19 protein-coding genes are annotated in these 20,368 nt (G+C 44.6%); 7 read left to right on the top strand and 12 right to left on the bottom strand.

Going from position 1 to position 20,368, the window contains the following annotated elements:
* Positions 1–106 precede the first annotated feature (106 nt).
* The 3 genes from C7Y69_RS00525 to C7Y69_RS00515 form a co-directional block, all read right to left on the bottom strand.
* Positions 107–1,123, bottom strand: a complete 1,017-nt coding sequence (locus tag C7Y69_RS00525) for an aspartate-semialdehyde dehydrogenase (protein WP_126871453.1) — start codon at positions 1,121–1,123, stop codon at positions 107–109.
* Between the two features lie 59 nt (positions 1,124–1,182).
* Positions 1,183–2,385, bottom strand: coding sequence for a 4-phosphoerythronate dehydrogenase (locus C7Y69_RS00520; protein WP_126871452.1), 1,203 nt, complete (start codon positions 2,383–2,385; stop codon positions 1,183–1,185).
* A gap of 81 nt (positions 2,386–2,466) precedes the next feature.
* Positions 2,467–3,222: a class II aldolase/adducin family protein gene (locus tag C7Y69_RS00515; RefSeq protein ID WP_013783497.1), complete on the bottom strand. Its 756-nt coding sequence runs from the start codon at positions 3,220–3,222 to the stop codon at positions 2,467–2,469.
* A 78-nt stretch (positions 3,223–3,300) separates the two neighbouring features.
* Here C7Y69_RS00515 and C7Y69_RS00510 point away from each other — a divergent pair, with 78 nt between their 5' ends.
* Entirely contained in the window at positions 3,301–3,999 is a 699-nt protein-coding gene (locus C7Y69_RS00510) for a Crp/Fnr family transcriptional regulator (protein WP_126871451.1), read from the top strand.
* A gap of 204 nt (positions 4,000–4,203) precedes the next feature.
* Here the strand turns inward: C7Y69_RS00510 and fabB are convergent, their stop codons facing one another.
* Positions 4,204–5,418 carry a beta-ketoacyl-ACP synthase I gene (fabB, locus tag C7Y69_RS00505; RefSeq protein ID WP_126871450.1) on the bottom strand — a complete coding sequence of 405 codons (1,215 nt, stop codon included), beginning with the start codon at positions 5,416–5,418 and terminating at the stop codon, positions 4,204–4,206.
* Between the two features lie 459 nt (positions 5,419–5,877).
* Between fabB and C7Y69_RS00500 the strand changes: the two genes are divergently transcribed.
* Positions 5,878–6,897 (top strand): GGDEF domain-containing protein, encoded by a 1,020-nt coding sequence (locus C7Y69_RS00500; protein ID WP_126871449.1) that lies wholly within the window; start codon positions 5,878–5,880, stop codon positions 6,895–6,897.
* Between the two features lie 36 nt (positions 6,898–6,933).
* Complete coding sequence (gene mnmC / locus C7Y69_RS00495; RefSeq protein WP_126871448.1) at positions 6,934–9,060, top strand: bifunctional tRNA (5-methylaminomethyl-2-thiouridine)(34)-methyltransferase MnmD/FAD-dependent 5-carboxymethylaminomethyl-2-thiouridine(34) oxidoreductase MnmC; 2,127 nt, start codon at positions 6,934–6,936, stop codon at positions 9,058–9,060.
* Between the two features lie 155 nt (positions 9,061–9,215).
* Here the strand turns inward: mnmC and C7Y69_RS00490 are convergent, their stop codons facing one another.
* The 7 genes from C7Y69_RS00490 to C7Y69_RS00460 all read right to left on the bottom strand — a co-directional run bounded on the left by C7Y69_RS00490 (position 9,216) and on the right by C7Y69_RS00460 (position 13,883).
* The gene (locus C7Y69_RS00490) at positions 9,216–9,932 is read right to left on the bottom strand and encodes a FlgO family outer membrane protein (protein ID WP_013783492.1); all 717 of its coding nucleotides are present in this window, start codon (positions 9,930–9,932) and stop codon (positions 9,216–9,218) included.
* Between the two features lie 2 nt (positions 9,933–9,934).
* A complete protein-coding gene (locus C7Y69_RS00485; RefSeq protein ID WP_126871447.1) occupies positions 9,935–10,714 on the bottom strand; it encodes a FlgO family outer membrane protein in 780 nt (259 codons plus the stop codon).
* A gap of 4 nt (positions 10,715–10,718) precedes the next feature.
* Positions 10,719–11,432: a FlgO family outer membrane protein gene (locus tag C7Y69_RS00480; RefSeq protein ID WP_126871446.1), complete on the bottom strand. Its 714-nt coding sequence runs from the start codon at positions 11,430–11,432 to the stop codon at positions 10,719–10,721.
* 218 nt (positions 11,433–11,650) lie between these two features.
* Complete coding sequence (locus C7Y69_RS00475; protein ID WP_126871445.1) at positions 11,651–11,833, bottom strand: hypothetical protein; 183 nt, start codon at positions 11,831–11,833, stop codon at positions 11,651–11,653.
* A 55-nt stretch (positions 11,834–11,888) separates the two neighbouring features.
* The gene (locus C7Y69_RS00470; RefSeq protein WP_126871444.1) at positions 11,889–12,191 is read right to left on the bottom strand and encodes a YfcL family protein; all 303 of its coding nucleotides are present in this window, start codon (positions 12,189–12,191) and stop codon (positions 11,889–11,891) included.
* Between the two features lie 40 nt (positions 12,192–12,231).
* Positions 12,232–13,362 carry an ATP-NAD kinase family protein gene (locus tag C7Y69_RS00465; protein ID WP_013783488.1) on the bottom strand — a complete coding sequence of 377 codons (1,131 nt, stop codon included), beginning with the start codon at positions 13,360–13,362 and terminating at the stop codon, positions 12,232–12,234.
* On the bottom strand, positions 13,359–13,883 hold the full coding sequence (locus C7Y69_RS00460) for an elongation factor P hydroxylase (RefSeq protein ID WP_126871443.1): 525 nt from the start codon (positions 13,881–13,883) through the stop codon (positions 13,359–13,361). The genes C7Y69_RS00465 and C7Y69_RS00460 overlap by 4 nt, the downstream gene beginning before the upstream one ends.
* 205 nt (positions 13,884–14,088) lie before the next feature.
* Between C7Y69_RS00460 and C7Y69_RS00455 the strand changes: the two genes are divergently transcribed.
* The 3 genes from C7Y69_RS00455 to C7Y69_RS00445 are packed head-to-tail and all read left to right on the top strand — an operon-like array spanning position 14,089 to position 16,540.
* Complete coding sequence (locus C7Y69_RS00455) at positions 14,089–14,805, top strand: FFLEELY motif protein (RefSeq protein ID WP_126871442.1); 717 nt, start codon at positions 14,089–14,091, stop codon at positions 14,803–14,805.
* A gap of 49 nt (positions 14,806–14,854) precedes the next feature.
* On the top strand, positions 14,855–15,310 hold the full coding sequence (locus C7Y69_RS00450; RefSeq protein ID WP_126871441.1) for an acyl-CoA thioesterase: 456 nt from the start codon (positions 14,855–14,857) through the stop codon (positions 15,308–15,310).
* Positions 15,311–15,337: 27 nt separating this feature from the next.
* Positions 15,338–16,540 (top strand): TIGR02281 family clan AA aspartic protease, encoded by a 1,203-nt coding sequence (locus tag C7Y69_RS00445; protein WP_126871440.1) that lies wholly within the window; start codon positions 15,338–15,340, stop codon positions 16,538–16,540.
* A 177-nt stretch (positions 16,541–16,717) separates the two neighbouring features.
* On the opposite strand, the gene C7Y69_RS00440 is transcribed toward C7Y69_RS00445, so the two are convergent.
* Positions 16,718–18,709 (bottom strand): serine hydrolase, encoded by a 1,992-nt coding sequence (locus tag C7Y69_RS00440; RefSeq protein ID WP_126871439.1) that lies wholly within the window; start codon positions 18,707–18,709, stop codon positions 16,718–16,720.
* Between the two features lie 569 nt (positions 18,710–19,278).
* Here C7Y69_RS00440 and C7Y69_RS00435 point away from each other — a divergent pair.
* The gene (locus C7Y69_RS00435) at positions 19,279–20,337 is read left to right on the top strand and encodes a flavin reductase family protein (protein WP_244360669.1); all 1,059 of its coding nucleotides are present in this window, start codon (positions 19,279–19,281) and stop codon (positions 20,335–20,337) included.
* Positions 20,338–20,368: the final 31 nt, after the last annotated feature.

Raw genomic sequence — 20,368 nt, 5'->3', positions numbered from 1 at the left:
TGAATATCGATATAACTGCTTATCGGCCGAGTAAGCAAAATGTTTACTTACTCGGCGAAATCAATGTCATATGCCCTATTTGAGGCTTTGCTTACTTACCCTATGATTACATGTAATCGCGAATTAGGGTTTCAGCAATTTGAATACTGTTTGTTGCCGCACCTTTACGGATATTGTCTGACACAACCCAAAGGTTAAGACCACAGGGATGGGTAATATCGTTTCGAATACGCCCAACGTGAACCATATCATTGCCACTAGCACTGCTTACCTGAGTAGGAAACTCGTCGGCAGCATCATAAACTTTAACGCCTGGGGCATCTGCAAGTAACTGTTTAACCTGTTCAGCATCTATTGGCGCGCGAGTTTCTAAGTGAATGGCTTCACCGTGGCCATAAAACACAGGCACTCTGACTGCGGTCGCATTAACCAAGATACTGTCATCACCCATAATTTTTTGTGTTTCCCACACCATTTTCATTTCTTCTTTGGTGTAGTCGTTGTCTTGAAACGCATCAATTTGAGGAATAACGTTAAAGGCGATTTGACGGCTAAACGCTTTTGTCTCAAGCTCTCGCGCATTGAGCAGGCTAGCAGTTTGTTTCACCAGCTCTTCCATCGCTTCTTTTCCTGCACCCGATACAGACTGATACGTGCTCACGTTAATACGGTCAATACCTACAGCATCGTGTATCGGCTTCAACGCCACCATCATTTGAATGGTTGAACAGTTAGGATTGGCAATAATGTTTCTGTTACGAAAGTCAGCCAATACATGAGCATTAACTTCTGGCACGACAAGCGGAATGTCTGGCTCGTACCTAAATTCAGACGTGTTATCGATAACAATACAGCCTGCATCAGCAGCACGTGGCGCGAATTCCGCAGAAATGCTGCCGCCCGCTGAAAAGAAGCCAAACTGTACCAACGACCAATCGAAAGTATCTGCATCCAACACTTCTACATCTTCGCCCTTGAAGCTAATACTGGTTCCCGCTGAACGTTTGCTGGCTAGTGGATATAAACGATTTATTGGAAAGCCACGCTCCGCCAGTAGTTCTATCATAGTTTGCCCAACTAGACCGGTCGCGCCTAATACGGCAACGTCAAAGGCTTGTGACATAAGTGTTGTTTCTCCTGTAAATAGTATTGCTTAAAAATAGAAGACGTTAGGCTGGCAAGCTAGGCTTGCAACAAAAAACCTAACCCTTTTAATTGCTGTTTAATTCCATCTGATGTGTGACGGGGCAATATCAACGTGTATGCACTGCATTCCCGTCTTACTCGATAGCTTTTGCGCATAGTAGCAAAGGTATGGCTAATGCTGGCACTAATTTCTTCGCTTTGCGCACTTTCATTTTGCTGTCTTTCCAACGCTTCCCCTAACTTTTCGCGAAACGCTTCATCATCAATACGCAAGTTATAAACCTGTAGCATTAATCCTATCAAATCTTGTTTCGATAATGCAGAAGCTGACGCCGACGCCAATGCTACTTTAATGGGTTCGACAGCAGACAAATAGTCGCCGAGGGTTTTCGTGTTTGGTTCTTCCAATAAGTTACATATTTGTTCGTAAACATACTGGGTACCACGGACTTTGCCCTCAACAGAATGCCCAGCTATATGAGGTGTCATCAACCAACAGTATTGTAATAGTTCAGGGTTAATGGCGGGCTCATTTTCAAAGACATCTAACACTACTGTGGGCGCGTTGGGTTGTTTAAGCCTATTTAACAAAGCCAGTTCATCAATCACCTCACCGCGACATGCATTAATTAGCAGCTTATTGCTACCTAGCTGCCCTAGCACATCAGCATTAATCAACTTACCTGTAGTGTGGCGGCCTGTATTCACATAAGGCACATGAAGCGTGATGACATCACAATCGATAATATCTTGAAAATCAACGAAACCACGTGGGTCATCCGACTCGTTTAATGGGGGATCGCACAACTTATATTCAATGTTCAATGCCGCTAATCGTTTAGCCAACGCAGTGCCTACATGCCCTGCCCCCACAATACCAACAGTAATAGCATTAATGTCTATTTTACCTGCACGGTCAGCTAAAAATAATGCGCTTAGCACATATTCGGCCACGGCAACGGCGTTACAACCGCCCGCGGAATTCCAGCTGATCCCCTGACTATTAAGCCAGGTTTTATCCATGTGGTTAGTGCCAGAGGTAGCAGTGGTAACGAACTGAAGTTGCGATGCTTGGCTAAGCAAGGCTTCATTGACCTTGGTAGTGGAACGCACAGCCAAGATATCTACGTTTTTGATATCTTCCGGAGTAAGGGTTTGCCATGCGTAACTGCTAACATCGCCTAAGCCGCTGAAGTATTCACGGCCTAAAGGGATAGTGTCTTCAAAGAGTATTTTCATGGTGCTAAGTCTACCTCAATCCTTCGGATTAGTAACCTTGAGCACCATGAATCAATACAGTTTTTTAGTCTAATTCAGCGCTTATTCATCGAAACCAGGGAATCGACGAGCAACCCGCCGTTTAATACCCGGCCACGCTAGGCTTCCACCCGCTTGCTTCGTTACCTCAGACGCTTGGGCACGGATCCCTTGTAAAATAGCAGAATGAATGGGGATTAACTTCTGGCCTGTGGCTTGCGCTTTTAACTGAATTTCGCAGGCTCGCTGAAAGATGAACATAAATAAAAATGCATCAGGAATGTTATCGGCACAGGTAAGCAGCCCGTGATTGCGCAATATCATAAATTGCGTATCACCTAAATCACGAACTAGGCGCGCTTTCTCATCAGGATTTAAGGCTACCCCTTCATAGGCATGGTAAGACAGCGACGCTAACGGAAACAAAGACTGCTGTGAATACGCTTGCAATCCTTCCTCTAATACTGAAAGCGCTACCCCTTCGGTAGTATGCAAATGCATAACGCACTTCGCATTGTCTCTGGCTTCGTGTACCGCACTGTGAATAGTAAAGCCCGCTGGATTTATATCGTATTCACTTTCCATCACTTTGTTACCATGTAAGTCTACTTTCACCAAACTTGATGCAGTAACTTCATCAAACATCATGCCGTATGGATTTATCAGAAAATGATGTTCGGGTCCCGGCACTCGTGCCGAAATATGGGTAAATATTAAATCGTCCCAGCCATACATGGCCACTGCGCGATAACAGGCGGCTAAATCCACACGAGTTTGCCACTCTTGCTCGCTCACTTGTGCTTTTACTTTTGAACTCATCATAGATCTCCTACATTTTTTGCTACCTTACGCCTAAATTACAGGCTAAACTGTCGGATAAACGACACTGTAATAAAAATGTTAAATCAACAATACACTCCAGTTTTAACCAGCTCGATGTGGTTTTCTTCACTCCCTGAAAACTTGCAAAGTGCCTTGCTCGATAAAGTGCGTATTCGCCATTTAAAGGCAGGCCAACAATTACATGCAAAAGGTGAAGAGGGAATTGGCTTTTATGGCGTGTGTGAAGGACGCCTGCGCGTAGTGAACATAGGGGAAAACGGGAAAGAAATGCTATTTGCCTTGCTGGGTCCGGGTACGTGGTTTGGTGAAATATCCTTATTCGATGATTTACCCCGCACTCATAACAGTGTGTGTGAAATCGATACCGTTATTGCCGTTATTCCCAAAGTTGCGTTTAACGCAATGTTAAAGGCCCACCCCGAGCTTTATCCACACTTCGCGCGCTTGCTTTGCTCAAGAGTAAGAAGTGCATTTCAATTTATTGATTCCAGTGCTGGACTAAACTTACAACACCAGTTAATTAAGCGCTTGCTTATGCTAACCACCAGTTATGGTCAGCATCTACCGCAAGACAGCGCCATTACCTTAACCTTGTCGCAAGAATCTTTAGCGCAAATGATAAATAGCAGCCGACAAACCGTAAATCAGCTCTTAGGCGATTTACAAAACCAAGGGTTACTGCATTTACATTATGGGAAAATAACAATTAGTCGACCAAGTGCCCTGTTTGCTCTTTTAAAAGATAAAGAGTGAATTTGACGTACGTCTACTGTCTTACTTAAAGGTATGAAAAAAAGCGCTGGAAGCAAAAAGGCCCGATACCAGTAACCTAAATTACCATCATCGAGCCTTTAAAATTAGCGACTGAAAGTGAGCTGCTGTTAAGTAGTCTAGTATCTGGTTTGTTTTTAAAGCCGACTGTCGACGCTAATTCAAACCAGTTAACTAACTGCTTTATTAGCCTTGGTAGCGCTGCATCACCAACGTTGCGTTAGTACCGCCAAAACCAAAACTATTAGACATAACCGTGTTCAACGTTGCTTCACGTGCTTGTGTCACAATGTCGAGACCAGCAGCTGCGTCATCCAATGTGTCGATATTAATTGACGGTGCAATAAAGTTATTTTCCATCATTAATAAGCTGTATATAGCTTCGTTAACGCCAGCAGCACCTAATGCATGACCTGTTAGTGACTTTGTTGCACTAATTGGTACACCAGATTGGCCGAATACTTCCTGAATAGCCGCCAGTTCTTTTACATCACCAACTGGGGTTGAAGTACCATGGGTATTCAAGTAGTCGATGGGTGCAGATACATTCGCCATGGCCATTTTCATGCAACGGATTGCGCCCTCGCCTGATGGTGCTACCATGTCGAAGCCATCAGAAGTTGCGCCGTAGCCAACCACTTCACCATAAATTTTTGCGCCACGGGCTAATGCGTGCTCAAGCTCTTCAACCACAACCATACCGCCGCCGCCTGAACTTACAAAGCCATCGCGTGCTGCATCATAAGTACGTGATGCTACTGAAGGATTGTCGTTATATTTAGAACTCAGTGCGCCCATGGCGTCGAACTGACTTGACAGTGCCCAGTGTAATTCTTCACCGCCACCTGCAAATACAACGTCTTGCTTACCCAGTTGAATAAGCTCCATGGCGTTACCAATACAATGCGCACTGGTGGCACACGCTGATGCGATTGAGTAATTCACACCACGAATTTTAAATGGCGTAGCAAGACACGCTGAAACCGTAGACGCCATACAACGTGGCACCATATAAGGGCCCACACGTTTTACGCCTTTTTCACGCAGAATGTCTGCCGAAAGTACTTGGTTTTCAGAAGACGCGCCGCCAGAGCCAGCAATGATGCCGGTGCGATCGTTTGAAATGTCGCTATCTTCAAGGCCTGAATCTTCAATGGCTTGTTGCATTGCAACATAAGCATAGGCCGCTGCATCACCCATAAACCGCATAGCTTTGCGGTCGATGTGCTCTTTAAGGTCGATATCGATATTACCCCACACTTGGCTTCTTAGGCCCATCTCAGCGAACTGCTCAGAGTGTGTAATACCTGACTTACCTGCTTTTAGTGAAGCAAGTACATCTTGTTTATTGACGCCGATGCTTGAAACAATTCCAAGACCGGTGATAACTGCTCTTCTCATAGTTTACCCTTTGCGTTGATGCGGCTATGGTAACGATTTTGATTGGTAAAGTGGTCTGCTTTGCAACTTAAGACCTAGCACTTCACTTTTTAACCGCATCCTGATGCATTTGCTTTAATTATTTTTGCGCCACGTGAATTGCTTCATGCAATGTACCATGAAAGGCACATTCAAATACTAGAAGAAAATAGCAAGTTCACAAAAGCTTCACTTAATTATTAACCTATTCACTGTGGTTATCGGCAAGGCTCATGCATTGAAGATAATCGAAATACCAGTTTAATTTCATCAAACTGGTCACATCTCTTATCTATTCGTCTATCTTTAACAATTAAGATAAACACCGTGAGCCAAATCAGATAACATTGTGTTGTGTCACTATGCTCCTGCGCCCTCTACTATGTGCAGTTCTTAAAGACAAAAATCTTCAGTCAAATTTGTAAGGGAATACACATCACCATGGCCACTTCTAATTTGTGGGGCAACGAACTCGAGTTTCGTCGTACGGTATTGAGAGTTGTTCTACTTGTTATCATTGTTGCAGGTGTCATTTTTACTATCAATAATTGGATAGTAGGCCACAAAGTATTAGCGTTTGTTGAGTTACTGGTTGTCGTTCTTTCTCTGGCTATTTTAGCGATTCATAAAAAGACAACGAACCTAAAATTATGGTCTTCTGTGTTTCTATTCGCTCTGTACACCGTGATTCTTATTGGCATTCTTAGCGCTTCATTTACCTCAGCACTGTACAGCTGGCTTTTCATTGTTCCGGTTCTATCCTATTTACTGTTGGGCACCCAATTAGGCACCATATACTCTGTATTATATGTATTATCAGGCTGCGGTATCCTAACCTACCGACATATTGTGCATAATCCCGACACGCCCGTCATTGCCATTGTCAATATTGCGTTAACGCTTACTGCTATTTGGGCGCTATCTTACACTTATGAACGAAAGCGGGCAGAGACCGTCAAGCGTTTGCAGGAAATGGCCTCACTAGACCCGCTCACAGGGCTAAACAACCGCTTGCTTCTAGGCTCAATTTTCGACATGCTCTGCGAAACGTTGCCCGAAAAACAAAAATCTGTCTCTATGGTGTTAGTCGACCTTGATCATTTTAAGAGGGTAAACGATAAATATGGCCATGGCGTAGGAGATGCCGTACTCGTTGACGTATCACGAATTATCAATAGTATGCGCAGACGAAACGATTGGGCTTTTCGATTCGGCGGCGAAGAGTTTTGTTTACTTGTACCTGATGTGACGCCTTCTCAGGCGCATAGCATTGCAGAGCGTTTACGGCATTCAGTCGAACACACGTTAAGCGTAGAAGGCTTTGACGCTAAAATGACCGTAAGTATCGGCGTGGCCCGCTGGCCTGAAAATGGTAACGCGTTATCTGAAATCTACAAGGTCGCCGACGAGAGGCTGTATAAAGCCAAAGAACAAGGTCGCAATCAGACAGTCTCTAAATAGTTAATCATCAACCGCATTAAGAGTTAAATTACACCGGTGAAATCTCAACAAGCAAGCGTGCATTTCAATGAAAACGGCACCCCTGTCGCCGACCATTTTGGCGACGTATACTTTTCCAATGACAGTGGCATCAATGAAACCCAGTATGTATTTATGGGTGGAAATAGCATTGTCGAACGCTGGCAGGCACATAGCGCCCCTAGCTTTGTGATTGCTGAAACCGGCTTTGGCACTGGGCTTAATTTTCTGGTTGCCATGCAAGCGTTTAAACACTTTAGAAACGCCAATCCCAGCCACCCGCTTAAACAGTTATTCTTTTTAAGTACGGAAAAATTCCCACTACCCAAACCAGATATGGAAAAGGCATTACTGGCATTTCCCGCTTTGAAAGAAGAAGCTGGCGCATTAAGTACGCGCTACCCTATGGAGCTAGATGGCTGCCATAGGCGTCATTTCGATGAATTTGATACCACATTGGATTTGTGGATTGGGGATGTACACGATTTATTGCCCCAATGGCATAGTCCAATTTCTGGGCTGGTTGATGCATGGTTTTTAGATGGCTTCGCCCCCAGTAAAAACCCTGACATGTGGGCCGACACGTTATTTGAGCAAATGGCGCGGTTGTCGAAAGTAGGCGCTACCTTTGCCACCTTTACAGCAGCGGGTTTTGTAAAGCGTGGATTGGCTGCCGCTGGATTTACCGTATCAAAACGTAAAGGCTTTGGTAGAAAACGCGATATGTTGGTGGGTGTTTATGAAACAGAAGCTGCGTCGACATTAGCTGAAAAGCGTGCCTTCGAAGGCCCCTACTATCGATACAACCAAGCTGCTATTGCTCCTAAAAGCCACGTTATTGTGGTGGGCAATGGCCTTGCGGCAGCTACGGTGACACTTTCTTTAGCTAAGCGCGGCATTAACGTTACGGTATGTCATGATCAAGAGGCTTTAGCCTCAGGCGCGTCAGGCAACCCACAAGGGGGATTTTTCCCTCAGCTTCATTCCGAGGCCAGTATTGCCAGCCGTATTCAAGCGCATGGCTTTTTGTATGCTTCGCATATTTACCACACCTTGCTTGATGATAAAGATACCCCAACAAGTACTACGTTGAAAAAAACGCCTGTGGCACACGACTTTTGCGGTGTTGCGCAGCTTAACTTTAACGAGAAGGTCGCCGTTCGGCAGAAAAAACTGGAGGCTAATGGTGTATGGCCCGAAGCGTTAATTAAACCAATAAGCCCTGAGGCGCTATCGGAAAAAGCGAGCATTGCCTTACCTTATGATGGACTGTTTATAGAGCAAGGGGGCTGGATATCGCCACCTGACTTAGTGCAAGCGCTAATTGAGCAAGCAAAACAGTACGCAGATGTGACCGTATTATGTCACCATGAGTACCTTTCTCACACGGTACTGAATGACAATGACAAAACATCATTATCAGATGCGCTTGCCCAAGCACACCACCTTGCTGTGGAGTTTAGTGTAACGGCGGGCATAAAGGATTCATCAAATAATAAGACCTTGTTTGCTGATCATCTTATTTTGGCCACAGGTGCTGGTGCTGTGGGCAGTAATGCCTTTGCTTCATTACCGCTGCGCCCCGTGCGCGGGCAAGTAGAAGCCATTACCACTCAAGCGCCCATAAACGCATTAACCACTGTGATATGCCACAAAGGCTATATGACTCCTGCATTAAATAACCGACATGCGCTTGGCTCAACCTACATCAAAAACGACCTATCTACTGAAGTACGAGCTCAGGAAAGTGAACAAAACCTGCAAACCCACCAGCAAGCCATGGCGAATACCGATGTTGTACAACAGCTCGAGCATGACGGCGAAGCAAGGGCTGCCACGCGATTAGGTTCACCGGATCATCAACCTGTATCTGGCATGCTTGCAGATTTTTCCGCACTTAAAACTCAATATGTTGGTTTGTCGTTAGGTAAGCCGCTTTCTACCGCAGCCCCGTTGCCAGCAACTCCAGTAAGCACATTATGCTGCTTAGGGTCACGCGGCCTCACTACCGCGCCTTTAATGGCGGAATTATTAGCAAGCACGTTAACTCATGAGCCTTTGCCGTTAAACAACGACTTGTGTCAGGCGGTACATCCTGCACGGTTTATGGTGAGAGACTGTATACGAAGTATCTTTGATGAATAGCGATGGCTTTTATCGCTATTTTTAAGCAGCAATTTTTTAAGCTGCAATAAAAAAGCGCAGTGCTGAACGCCTATTTTACTGGGCCACTTCAGACTGCGCTTTTTTGTTAAATTCGATTGTCACCGGCAGTTAGAAACTCACCGATGCGTAACCCGTTATTGTACTGGCACCTGCGCCGTTAAGCCTTTATTTAAATCGGTCACGATGAACGCGGGAATATAGATGTTCGCACTGGCAACAACTTGCTTGTTTTGCATTGAGACAATACGGGCATTAATGCGAACGCCCCTGTCGTCTTCAATAATAGTGCCTGTCACTACATGGTCCATCGACACTTGCTTGGCCAGTGCATTCGCTTTGCGGCTTAATACAAAATCACCAAAGGGCGTTACTGTCACGCCACCAGCCATTTTAAAGTCTACAATGGCTAGCCCAAATTCTTGAAGTTCGGCAATAAGGTATTCAGAAAGTTGATTTCCTAACACCGTGCTATCACCTAAAGATTCATTCAAGCGCACAAAACTGGTCACCCCCACCATGTCTTGCTGTGTAAGGCGGGTTGCGTTATCCATTAAGTCCATCGCCAATTGCGATGCGTAGTCATTTAAGCGTTTGTGGGTTTGTGAAGGAGAAAAACCTTGGTGCAAAGGGTCTCTGTAGCCTGGATCCACAGCAATGTGCTGCTGATATTCACGGTCACGAGAGTCTGGGTGGTACTCAAGGCCTGATCCCCTTGGCACAGGAACAGGCTCAGCAGAGTGAGAAATTTCTCCGTCATCACCTAGCCAAAAAGAGCCGATTGATTCAGTACTGGTACACGCGGTGAGGTTAGCGACTACCCCCATTGCCAGCAAAGCAATAAGCCTTTTCATGATTAACCTCTACTTAATTTTACGCCATCACGCATGCCGTTCTTTTGGCTACCGTCGCTAGGGATTAGCGCTTCTACCACATAAAATGGCACTAGCATTTGTGCACTCGCCACTACCGCGCGAGATTCTATGCCCAAAATTCTGGCGTTAACTAACACGCCGCCCTGGTGTTTAGCCATGGTGCCCGTAAGTACGTAATCTATGGGTAAACTGCTGCTTAATTCTAAATAGTCGCGGCTAAGAACGAAGTCGCCACCGTCGGTAATACGAATGTAGTCTGTGGCTTTAAAATCGATAACGGGCACACGAAATTTATGCAGTTCGTGAACAAATGACTCTGCCATTTGCTTACCCAGCAAATCCGTTTCTTGAAGATTGGTATCAATAAGCGCGAAATGCGTTACGCCTATAGGCGTTTTTTCATTCACATATTCCATATTTGCGATAAGGTCTTGGGTCATATTTTTTACGTAATCACCAATATGCTTAGTTAGCGGTCGTCCTTTATAGGCCCCTTGGACACTGGAATAAAGTGTAGGTTGACCTATAGCGCCAAACGCATCCATACCCTCTTGCTCGTCTGACTGTTCGTCATCGTCTTCTTTTTTTGGTGAAGGACGGTCTATCGCCATAATATCTACTACATTCATGGCCGGTCGAGACGTTTCTTCAACTGCCACTTCTTCTTCGCCTAACATCATAGAGCAACCGCTCAAGGCTAGCGTTGATGTTGCTAGGATACATGCCGTGCATTTAGCCGTGCGTTTAAATAGTGCGTTCATCCCGTTACCTTCCACCTTCAGTTCTGTACAGTCGACCATTACGGCTCGTTACTCGCTCTTCTTCCCAAAAAATCTCCGCTGGGAAAAAGCGGGTAGCTGCCGCCACCACGTCTTTATTTCTTACGTTGATAATTCTTGCGTTAACCACAGCCCCAGACTGTTGGTAAACCAAGGTACCCGTTATGTAGAAGTCGACCCGTTCAATATCGGACAATTGGTCGATATTGCGCGTAAGTACTCTATCGCTTTCGTCATTAACAATTATATCGTTCGAAAGCTTAAATTCTTGAGTAGTAAAACCACGTTTTGTGGCTTCGGTCATCATGCCCTGCTCTAATTGATGCCCTAACATCATCAATGGATGTTGATCATTCTTGTTGTATTTCATGGTATCAACAGGCACAAATCCCGCCACGGCATAGCGCGCTTGCCTAGAAGGTCGCAAATCAGCAAACAGCTCATTGGCTAAAATGTAGGTGTGATATTCAACATTCCCAAGGGCTGGAACCGCCAAGGGATCAGACTGTGACATTTGGGCTTTAGGGTCGTCCGACGATTGACAGCCCCCAATGATGGCAAGTATTAATCCGGCAGAAATCGCTCGCGAAGTGTTGCGCAAGATACAGCGAAAGGTACAGCGCACCGTGCAGTACCCTGCTATTTTGGGTGCGTTACTAGCGCTACGCTTGTAACTCGCAAGTTGAATTAAACCGAACATATATTCACCTAGAAATAAGCCATTTGTAAAAAGCGCGTTACGTCACACTTGTTGTCTTTTCTTATCAACAACAAGATTAGCAATATTCGCACCACAACCTGTGGGGGCATGACATGTAGCGCGTAAAGTCTGAGAAAAGGTAAACGCTGAAAAGTGCCGAACTAAAGCAAGCCATGTCAGAAAGCCTATAAAACACAGCCGTAAGCCGCATTACTCCGCTACTTGGCGCTTAGAGGGAAAATATTGTTTTTAGCTAACGTTAGAAAAGGAACGCCAGTCAACGTGGCTGGGGGGTTTAAAATAACACCAACACTTGAAAGAAAGTGAGGGTGCCTAAGCGGCAAGGCCATGCCGCTTTCAGGCGTAATTTGCCGGATAATTATTCCGTTTCCAGCTTTCATACATAGCACTTTATTGTGCGCTTGTTACGCGCTTTGTTGTGCGACATTTGGCCGCTTAGCTGCGCGCTTGGTCGAATAATCGTGACCAAAGGCCCTTAACCTGGGCAGCATCCTCGCCCTCTAGTTCTTTGTTATCAAATGCGGCTTGCAAGCTTGCTGCCATATCTGAATCTAGTTGCTGCATAGTTGCGCTGCTTTGCATTTCTAGCTGACGAGATACCACTGCGAAATGGCCTTGTAAGTAACTGGCTGTAAACAGCTCATCGTCACTACCATGATTAACCACATCATCTAACGCAGCCTCTATCGCTGCAATTTGGTTTACTACTTGTTGGGGGGCTGAAGCCGGAGGTAACACGTATTTCTCCTATTCTTAAACGTAATCTAAAATTTCTAAACTATTCGGCGTTATAAAGAACCTTGTCTTTGTAACCGGTAATAATGGTGAACGCACCTTGTAGCGATGCATCTAACTCAGCATCGCCAGAATCTAATCGTAATGGTTTATTACCAAGCGATTGTAACTTCTGTTTAGTCGCAACAACCCGCATATTTTGTTTGCCAATAGCGCGGATAAAGTCTGGGCTAAGCTGCTGATTTCCACGCCCCAAAATATGACCTTGCCCACCAATAACGGTTAATACCACTTGGGTTGGCTTTCCTTGGGTAAGCGAAAGCAATTCAGATGCAGTTACATCACTAGCTACAAGCGTTTTATCCAGCACTACATCAACACCTAGTAAGGTATTTTCTAAACCCAGAAACTCCATAACCGCGCCAACGGTAGAGCCCGACCCCATAACAAAATAGGTGTCTGGGTTGTCGTCCATTAATTCGCTAATGGTAGCGGCAATATCATCGAGGACTAGCGCCTCGTCCTCTTTACCACCCATTTTTACGGCTTGCACGTAGGTTAGTTCGGCGGGCACTCGCATCTCGCCATAGTGTTTTGCTATCACTTTTCCGGTTCGAAATGCGTTTTCATCGATATCTCGCACTTCGCCTTCCATCACACTGACAATTTCGCCCTTGATCATTTGGCTAATGACCTGTCCTGCGGCAGACGGAGTCACGCAGTACACGCCCGAGTGGATTTTACATCCCGCCGGCACACCTAACACCGGCACTTTTTCACCCACAACTTTACACACATTGCGGGCAGTACCATCGCCACCAGCAAATAAAATAACATCAAGATTACAGTTAAGGAAAGCCTGTACAGCACGCTCGGTATCTTCCCCTTCTGTTTGTTGCGATGCACTCTTGTACACCACCTCAAAGGGTAATCCTAACGATGCACACACGTCTTCGCCCATTTCTCCAGCGGCGGTAACGATAGTGAACTGTTCTGACAAGGCCTCTACTATAGACAGCGCTTTAGCCATTTTTTCGTTAGCTTTTTTTTCAGCGCCCATTGCTAACGCCTTTTCACGCACATCGGCACCGTCACTGCCTTTTAATGCAAGCGCGCCGCCTATACCTGCAAAAGGGTTAACTACCACACCTAATCGAAATACCGGCTTGTTCATTGGGTTACTGCGCTCCCGTTAATTTCTGTGTGTTTTTTTAAAGCATCGATAAAGCGTGCCGCCCTTGGGGGGAAGCCATTGTTTTTATACCACGCTAACTGGGCTTCTACATTTTTAGTGAAACCTTTTCTATCGGGCTCTGCACCATTTAAATTATCGGTACTCACTTGAAATTGGCGCCCTGCAGCTTCGGTAAACGCCCACTCAATAGCTTGCGGCTTAATCTCTACACTTTCAAATTCAGCTTGCTGCTTGGCATCTCGCCCATCAGGGCAATACCAATAACCGTAATCTTCAAGTAAACGACGCTTCTCACCCGCCACACACCAGTGGGCAATTTCATGCAGCGCGCTGGAAAAGAAGCCGTGGGCAAATACAATACGATGATAGGGAGTATCTTCATTGGCAGGAAGATAAATAGGCTCGTCATCACCTAATACCAGCTGCGTTTTAAAGTCGGTAAAGGTGCTGTTAAACAAAGTAATAAGCGCAGGTACTTCAGGGTCTATCTTATTCGCCACGCTGTACAGCTCCAGTAGCGAGTAAATAAGTTAGCCGTGTTATATTGCACCAAGTACTAAAATTCAAAGACGTTTCCCGTTAGCCATACATTTAAGGGCGGGTATTATAACAGTGAAAATATGGCGGGAATAGGCTTAGCGGCTTGCATGCGCCACTCGCTTGCGTCAAGCTAGTATTAAAGCACTACGGAAGGATGTTATTTGCGTGCCACAGAATATCGTTAAGCATATACATAGAGTGAATGCGCTTCGAGACCTAGCGCATAAAGTGAGTATTATGGATAATATTCACGAACTTCAGCATTGGCAATGTGAGCGCTTGTTAGTGTCTCACGATGATTTAGCCAAACAACCGCGATATCAAAAAGCCATGCAGTTTTTTGTAGATGAACTGTATGGCCCCAAAGATTTCAGCCAGCGTGACGCCGATTTAGTTCGGGTCATCCCCAAACTTGCTAAAGTGCTTCCCGCCAAAGCCATGAATGCCATGAACGATGCGTTAGCACTGAACGCCCTGTCTTTCGATTTAGATATGCAAATGGTGCATCAACTCAAAGGAGCGCCATTAAATCGAGATAGTTACGCCCTAGCCTATCGCAACACAGGCCGGCAAACAGACAGGCAACGCCAGCTCGATATTATTGCGCACCTTGGCGAACAACTTGGCGATGTAATTAAAATTAGGGGGATTGGCATGCTGATTAGCTTATCAAGACGCCCCGCCAAACTGGCTGGACTATTGTCGCTGCACGAACTACTAGAAAATGGTTTTCACTCATTTAAAGCCATCGGCGATGTGCAAAGCTTTATTCATCCTGTACTTGAACGAGAAGAAGCACTGATGCATGTGTTGTTTGATGAGTCAGTCCCCTTGCCAGAAGATAACCCGCTTCCTATCGTTTCTACTAATTTAACAGCCTGATGTGGTCTTCTACACGGTCGCACCAAGGTAGCAACTGAGTTTACACCGAATGCCAGAGTCTTTATTACCATGGCGATATCAATCGCCCTTTATCAAATCTTGGCAAATAGATGCTAGTCACTTAGATCACTATAACCACGTTAATAATGTGGCTTACTTAACCCAAGTAGAAGCATTGGCGTGGGCCCATTCAAATTCACTCGGATTGCAGTTTTCTGACTATCAGTCGCTCAACCGCGCCATGGTGATTAAACGCCATGAACTTGATTACCACCTGCCCTCTCACGAAGGTGACAATCTACAATGCGCAACGTGGATTGTGAGTTGTGATAACAAGCTAACCCTAAAACGACACTTTCAATTTATTTGTGAGCGCAGACAAAAAACCGTATTTGAAGCACTAACCACTTTTGTTTGCGTGAGTTTAGATACTGGCGCTCCCAAGCGTTTGCCTGAACCCTTTAAGGAAATTTATGGTAATGCATGCATTAAACCCAACTTTTAATTGCGAAGCCCAACGGAGTTTTACATTATGAATAAAGGGCTATTAGCATGTTTAGTTGTGGTACTTACTGCATCCGTATTTCTGAACGGCTATTTATGGCTGTCATTAAACCAGGCTGTAGATATAGCTACGTCTAATAGTATGTCTGATTATGAAAAAATCGCTACATACAAAGAAAATGCTGTGAATGCAGAAGGTACAAAGCGCTCGACGTCAACTGACGGCGAAGGTAATAGCGAGGGGGTCATCTCGTCAACCAATAATGCGAGAGCATACCGTGAGGCAGGTATATCTGAAACGAACATTGATGCATTACATCAACTGTTAAGTAGTGGTAACTACGCACTTCTCAATCAACAACTTAACTACGAATTACAGCGCTTCCCTAACAATGAAGATCTTTTACTGTTAGAGGCAGAGTTGGTACTAAGAACTCAGCCATTATCCGAAGCGCTTATTTATTTTCACGATTTAGCTGAACTACCATTATCACCTAACATGCAAGATAACGTTGAAAGCCGGATTACTAGCCTATACGACAACGCGCAAAAAGAGCTTAAAGCAAATAGGCAGTGGGATTTAGTGGCAAGCTTGAATGAACCTTTGTTTCAGCGAGTGCCAGATAACAGACGTTATACGCTTCAACTTGCCGAAGCTTATGCTAGACAGCAAAAAATAACCTTAATGGAAGATGTTCTTGCAAGCTTGGCTTACGATGATAACGCCGCCAATGCTATACGAAATATCGCGTATAGAGAAAGAAACTATGACAATGAAGTTGCTACAGACGAGACATTGGCAAGAAGTGAACTTTTAGTTAAGGACGTTACTCGCGTGGCACTCCTTCGAGAAGGCGATCAGTACCGGGTAAACGTTGAAGCACTCAATCAAACCGCCGACATGGTGTTAGATACTGGAGCAAGCACTACTGCTATCACCACTGACTTATTCAACCGCTTAGGCGGTTTGGGACGCCTTACTTTTATTGGTAACTTTGACGTAAATACCGCGTCGGGCACCATTAATGCGCCTTTGGTACATATCCCTAGTTTCCTTTTTGCGGGCTATCGATTTAAAGAAGTTTCTGCCTTAGTACTACCAACAGACGCGTTACCCAACGCAGATGGGCTGTTAGGCATGAATATTTTAGGTAAATTCGACTTTTCCATTAGCCCCCAAGACAGCGAGCTGACCTTAAAAGTAAGAGAAGAAAGTAAAGCTTTAGACTAGGCCAAGTACATCCTAACTTCTACTCGTTCGTCTCTGGCTCAATTCAGCGTAATGTCAAACTCATCTTTTGCGTAAGCATTAAAAAGCCGATTTTCTTAGAACGAAAACCGGCTTTCTTTGCGAAATTATCTGACTACACCAGCAATCACTGGGCTTTCCATGCAGGTAAGCTCAAAACTACAATGGCATACGCTCAAACATTACCCCCTGCGTTCTACCGTTACTAATATCTATTTTAGTTACCTTGCCGTTTTCATCTCGAATGAAACTCAAATCACTATAAAGGAAATACGTTTCGCTGAAGACATCCCGCTCTGAGGGAGTCAACGTCAATTCTGGGAGATTGTACAGTTTGAGTGTAAGACTATTCTCTTCGTCAATTTCTATTGTGTAGAGAACCTCTAATTCATTGGAAAAGTATTTACCAGTGTAGTCGGCCAATTGCTCTTTACTCGGCTCAAATAGCTCTAGCTTTGTGAACTCGTAGCGCTGCGTACTGAAATTGGCTTTGATCGAGATGCCGCTTATTTCCTCATTGTCCATTAAAAAGAGTACATTGTATTGCCCATCGTTAACCGTAAATTCTGTCTCAGATAGCGCAATCATCGGCAAATTGTTCTCATCATTAAAAGCCATTTTTAGCTGTCCGTCTGAAGCAATTATCTCCAGTGTCATTCCAAGCATTTCAGATTTATACTTTCCAGCTAACTGATCCAAATATTCTGCGGGTAAACTAAGACTACTTGTGCCTTCTTTGTTATCGTCATCTTCTGATGGCTCTATAAAATGCTCGCCAAAAATCAGGTCAACAATATCGTTCCACATACCCATGTTAAAGGCTGTGTTATTAGTGTTTAAAAATACCCCTTTTTCAAGCTTGGGAAAAAAAGCATAGTTAGTGTAATGTGCCATATCAGCACCACTGTGAGAATACTCCAATAATCCGTTATATTCTGTTACTCCCAGTCCTAGAGAATAAGTTTGTTCTTCACCGTTAGTGAGTACATTAGGGGTTGTCAATTTAGTAATTAATTCTTTGCCTCCCAACGCGCCCGTGATGAAATTTTGCGACCACTTAGCCATATCTGAGACAGTAGTATAAATACCGCCAGCACCCGGTGCTGAATACAAGTCACCAGTTTCTCGAAAACCAAATTCGTCAGTGTCGTATCCTTGAACCGCATTAGGGATGATATGGCCAGGGTCCCGTCTTACATAAGTGCTGCTCATATTAAGTGGTACAAAAATATTTTCCTTCATCCATTCGGGAAATGACTGCTCGCTAACCCTCTCAACAATGAGTGACAGCAGAATGAAGCCTGTATTGTTGTAATTCATTTCCTCGCCCGGCGCAGCTTGTAACTTTGTTTGCTTCTTAACCACGTCAATAGCTTGATCTTTGTAAATGAATTCTTCGCCGGTCCAACCACGCATCCCTAATAAATTGAATATTTCTCGTAAACCCGATGTATGTGTAAGGACGTTTTTGAGAGTGATACTAGTAGTGAATTCAGGGAGTTCTGGGAGATACTTACGAATGTTGTCGTCTAAGCTTAGCTTACCTTGTTGTTCAAGCAGTAGTATTGCCATTGCAGTAAACTGCTTTGAAACAGAGCCAATATTGGTTGGCATATCAGGAGTAAATGCGACATCATGCGCAATGTTCGCCATACCTACAGAATGAATGTGGGTGACTTCCCCGCCTTCAAAAACGCCAATTACAGCACCAGGAGTAGCTTCTTTATCATAGGGACTAAGCAACTGCGCTAGACGTTTCGAAGGATTATTAGCGATAGCTTCGTTACGCACGAGCTGTATTGAATATAGACCAGAGGTACTTTCACCAAAGGGACTTACCACTACTTTATAGTCGCCAGTCATCTTGGTATTTATGGTGAAAGGCTCAAAACCAGTTTTAGTACTATTGAAGGATCTAATTTCCGTGCCTTCGGGATCAAAGACCTGAATTTTAACATCTACTGAGTTTTGCCTAACCTCTCCAGAAAAAAAGTGCTTCTCTGTGGCCTTAATGAGGTAATTGTGAGTTTCCCCCTCTTTCAATTCCCGTTTCACACTATCAAGTGTTTGCAGCACTGGATTTTCTTTAGCGCTAAGGATAGGCGGCGCTACTAAAACGAATAGAGCGCCTAATACGATTAAGTAATTCATTCTGTATTCCTTTACTGAATTAAATATTGATTTGAGCTTTTTAATTAGAAAATTTACACCGTGTTTTAAGATATAGCACAAAGAAGAAAGGTTTCAAGATAGATATTTACGAGGGTTTTGTTGCGCAAGTTATAATTTAAATACTTCGCGAATACGCCTTACCAAAATTAAACTGCAAGAAATAATTACCGCCCTACTTTGCTATTAAGTGGGACCACAGACGCCTTCGTTCATCCCTCAGATTAAGCGTTCTTATAAATCATGCTACACACTTCTGCGCCACGTTCAAGGCGGCTCAATGTCAGCGTCGAGCAGTAAGATCATCTAAATTTTGTTTAATCAATGTCGGTATCACGCGCCTCGAACTCATCCCCTGTAGCCCCCATCAAATACACGTTACAAACCTTTCAAAAATCTACCTACGTGAGTACGTATTTTTAACTATTCACTTGACGAGAATAAAATTAAGCTTACACTTGTGCGCTGACTGAGCATACACTTGTACGCTTAAATTATTTTTACTCTCTAGCTAAGTCTGTTTTGAAAAATTAATAGGTGTGATCTCAACGTTGAAACTATTACTCGATAATCTAGCCCATCGCTTGCTCCATCACAGTTCATGGAGAGGATATTGGGAAGTGCTTGTGCAGCAGGTTAAACCTGCGTGGCGAGATGGCTATTACAGAGCGCAAGTTGAAGCTGTCAGAAATCTTAGTTCTGACATGCTGGAAGTTATTCTAACGCCCGAAAAAGCTTGGCCTAGTCATATTGCAGGGCAACATATCGCGCTAACCATTGAAGTGAATGGAAGGCTTACTACCCGCGTATTTACCGTTGCTTGCGGGGCAAGCTTTCACCGCGAGACGAAAAATATTCGGCTTATCACTAAGGTCAATAACGAAGGTGCACTTACCCCGGCTCTTTCCTCGATAACACCCAATACATGGGTGAATATTTCGGCGGCTAAGGGGAATTTCACCTTGCCTAATACCGATAAACCCGTACTTATGGTTGCGGGCGGATCGGGCATAACGCCGTTTATCGCTATGCTTGAAGACGCCATTGAAAATAACCTAATACACCGCGCACCTGTTCATCTGCTTTACTTTGCAAAGCCCAACGAGCACGTGTTGCAAAGCGAATTACTAGCACTTCAAAAACGCGCCAACAACTTTACTTTTGCCGTGTTGACTCGACAAAAAGATGGCGATGTAAAGGATTACCTATCCCACTTTGCTGATGCCCACTGGTTGGTGTGTGGCCCTAATGCGATGTACGAGCAGGTACGTGAAGTAGCAAAACTGGTGAGGGCAACGTTAGACAGTGAACATTTTGCCGCATTGCCCACTGTGAACATTGGAAGTTTGAGCGAAAAAGAAACCTTTTCTTTGATGCACAACGGCCAGCATTTATCGGTGAATAATCAGAAATCTCTGCTTTCGCAGCTTCAAGAAGCCAAACAGCCTGTAACGTATGGCTGCGGTATGGGTATTTGCCATCAATGCCAATGTGTGAAAAAGCGGGGCGTAGTGCGCGATACCCGCACCGGCGAGTTATCCGATAGTGCCGAGCAACTTATTCAGCTGTGTGTATCGCAAGCCGTAACCGATTTGGAGATTCAACTATGAACACTCGCGTCTTAATTAATACCGAGGAACG

The organism is Alteromonas sp. KS69, assembly GCF_003989595.1.
Classification (GTDB): Bacteria; Pseudomonadota; Gammaproteobacteria; order Enterobacterales; family Alteromonadaceae; genus Alteromonas; species Alteromonas naphthalenivorans.
The sequence above is the reverse complement of the archived record's forward strand: the minus strand, read 5'-3'. Positions and strand labels throughout refer to the sequence as shown.